The sequence below is a fragment of the Burkholderia sp. BCC1977 genome, from assembly GCF_905339595.1.
In the GTDB taxonomy this organism is placed as follows: domain Bacteria; phylum Pseudomonadota; class Gammaproteobacteria; order Burkholderiales; family Burkholderiaceae; genus Burkholderia.
Genome location: NZ_CAJPGQ010000108.1, coordinates 1 through 2,718, shown reverse-complemented (window position 1 = coordinate 2,718; position 2,718 = coordinate 1). Strand labels below are relative to the sequence as shown.

Here is a 2,718-nt window from a genome sequence, read left to right as displayed (position 1 = left end):
CAACGAGCGCCGGCCCCATAGCGCGCATCGCTATCAACCTCCGGCCACGGTCCGTCGAGCCTGGTTGGATTCCGATAATCTCGACGAGAGACTCACTGCGTGATTGGCTAAAAATTCCCGCCGCAGGTCAGGACTGCTCGATTGCCGCCCTGTGTCGCGTCAGGATTGCGTCAGTTTACTGTGCAATCTTAACTATTCAATTCCCACCACGAATTGAATATGAAAAATAATTTTTTGGAGACGAGATGAACACAGTTTCAAATCCGAAGTGCCCGTTGGGAATTCATTGGCTTGCTCGAGCAACCATCGGGGCAACACTTCTTGCAACGCTATATGCCTGTGGCGGCGTGGACAGTCAGCCACCGAATCAGTGGGTCGCGACTTGGATGGCTGCGTCGCAGGACTACAACGAAATTTTTCCCGGAAATCTCGCGCCTCCACCCCCACCGCTCTCGATTTCAAATCAGACAGTACGGCAGACCATACATACGTCTTATGGTGGAAATGAAACTCGCATAAAATTGTCTAACTTGTTCGGTAAGCAGTCGGTCACATTTTCCTCGGTACACCTTGCGCGCAGCACTGGCAGTGGCGGCGTAGATGCGGCGACTGACCGGGTCGTTACTTTTGATGGAGAGGCCAGCGTGACTCTCGCGGCGGGGACGGAGCAGTGGAGTGATGGAGTGAATTTGCCAATCGCTTCTCAGTCTGATCTCTCAATCAGTTTGTACGTAAAAAATAGTGTCCCGGTGGCAACGAGTCATACATTCGGCCTGCAAACCAACTACCTGTCATCTGGAAATCAAACGAATGCCGCGACGATGAGCGACGCCGAAAGTATTACTTCGTATTACTGGTTAAATGAAGTAGATGTGTCGACCACTGAAAAAGTTAAGGTTGTTGTTGCATTCGGTGACTCGATTACCGACGGCTACCACTCGACTGTCGATGTTAATCATCGGTGGCCAAACTTCTTCAGCGACCGTGTTCTGGCTGCAGCTAGTAGTGTTGGAAAAGCAAGCGTCGTTGATGCAGGTATTTCAGGAAATCGATGGCTGAACGATACAACGGGCCCGGCTGGAAAAGCACGCTTTTCTCGTGATGTTCTCGGTGTTTCGGGAGGAACTCACGTAATAATTCTTCTGGGAATCAATGATATTGGATTCGGGGAGTTTTTGCCGTCGCAATCAGTTTCCTCCGATCAGATCATCGGCGCAATGACTGCTGCTATCGCTCAAGCAAAGTCACGAAACATGAAGGTGTTTTTGGGAACGTTGCTGCCGTACGAGGGGGCGGTGTTCTACGACGCATCCGGAGAGGCTAAGCGTCAATCCGTGAACGCATTCGTGCGGTCGGCTCCAGGTGTTGATGGCATTATCGACTTCGACAAGCTGATGCAGGATCCGTCTCGTCCAGCGGCAATGCTGGCTGCCTATGACAGCGGTGACCATTTACACCCAAACGACGCAGGTTATCAAGCTATGGCAAATGCTGTTAGTTTGAACTTGCTTAGCAACTGACCAATTCGTTATGAGCGACGTCGCATGACTGTGCGATTCGCAGACATCGTTTCACTTTCTCGAAGGCCGTTTCTTTGGCGCGTCGGAACTCGTGGCACCGGTAGGGGACACGAGTTCCGACGCGCCGATGATGTTGGTCGAGGATCTTGTCGACCCGCCATTCGCGGTGCCGAATTCGCTCGTTCCGCGTTGATGATGTCAACCTGCTGGTCCATCGTCAGTGATGCCGTGTGCGCCGCGCGCGTGGCGATCGCGTTCGCGTCAGTGCCGTAGTATGGTTTCACGTCCAGGTAGGCGCGAACCGCCGCGTAATGTCGGAACAGCGTGGGCGACAATGCGGTGTCATAGCCGAATCGAGCGGCGTCGCTGATGTCGGCAGTGGTACGCACATGGTCAACGATGGCGTCGGGAATGACGCCGAGCACCGGGAAGTAATGCAACTGCTGGAACACCTTCAGCAGCACCAGTAAGCCCAACCGAGGTCGCTCTCCGCGCGTCGACCGGCGTGCCCATTCGAGTTCGTCGTGCAGCGGCGTGTAACAGGCTTTCAGGTCCCGTGGTGCCAGGACCTCGGGAAAGCGCGGATAGGCAGTACGTTCGATGGTGGCCATGCGAATCCTCGGGATCGCAGCGGGGCCGCACAGGTTAGCTCAAGAAAAGTCAGACGTTACCGCGCCAGATGGTAATAAGTCGGGATATTTTCATAACTAAAAGGCTTATGATAGGAATTTACGCTTACCGTGTTCATACCCGTAAACCAGCCTCCGTCATCAGCTTCCTGACCGTTTCCTTGGCCAGCCGGATGTCGTGGCATTCGTACAGCTTCTCGCAGGCCAGCGTCGGGCCGAAGTCCGCGTAGCGATCCCGGATGATCGACAGCGCCCGATCAGTCGTCACGCTGTCCAATCGGTTGTTGCTGGGCTTCGCGCGCCGTTGCGACACGAGACCTTGTGGCCCGTACTCACGCAATCGGCCGACCAGTCGCCGGATCTGCCGTGTCGTCAGTTCAAGTCGCTCGGCCGCGCGCCACGGCTGAAGCTTGCCGTCCGCGACGTCCTGAATGACCTTGAATCGGTCCAGCTCGCGCATCGTCATCGTGATCCGTTCCGTTCCAGCCATCAAAGCCTCCGGCGCTGGATTCCCAGCGGCCGATCAGCTTACGATGGGTCGAAAAGCGGACATTTGAACTTGGCTAGAA

General features: G+C 54.9%; 1 protein-coding gene and 3 pseudogenes. 1 reads left to right on the top strand and 3 read right to left on the bottom strand.

All coding sequences use genetic code 11. The annotated features are described in order from the left end of the window. Nucleotides 1-245 precede the first annotated feature (245 nt). A complete protein-coding gene (locus U5771_RS34845) occupies nt 246-1,520 on the top strand; it encodes an SGNH/GDSL hydrolase family protein (RefSeq protein ID WP_322028137.1) in 1,275 nt (424 codons plus the stop codon). 51 nt (nt 1,521-1,571) lie between these two features. Here the strand turns inward: U5771_RS34845 and U5771_RS34840 are convergent. The 3 pseudogenes from U5771_RS34840 to U5771_RS34830 all read right to left on the bottom strand — a co-directional run. Further along, a pseudogene (locus tag U5771_RS34840) lies at nt 1,572-1,707 on the bottom strand (IS481 family transposase); the annotation flags it as partial. Continuing rightward, nucleotides 1,706-2,131, bottom strand: a pseudogene (locus U5771_RS34835) (DUF4158 domain-containing protein); the annotation flags it as partial. The pseudogenes U5771_RS34840 and U5771_RS34835, both read right to left, overlap by 2 nt. 142 nt (nt 2,132-2,273) lie before the next feature. Further along, a pseudogene (locus tag U5771_RS34830) lies at nt 2,274-2,639 on the bottom strand (helix-turn-helix domain-containing protein); the annotation flags it as partial. Nucleotides 2,640-2,718 lie beyond the last annotated feature (79 nt).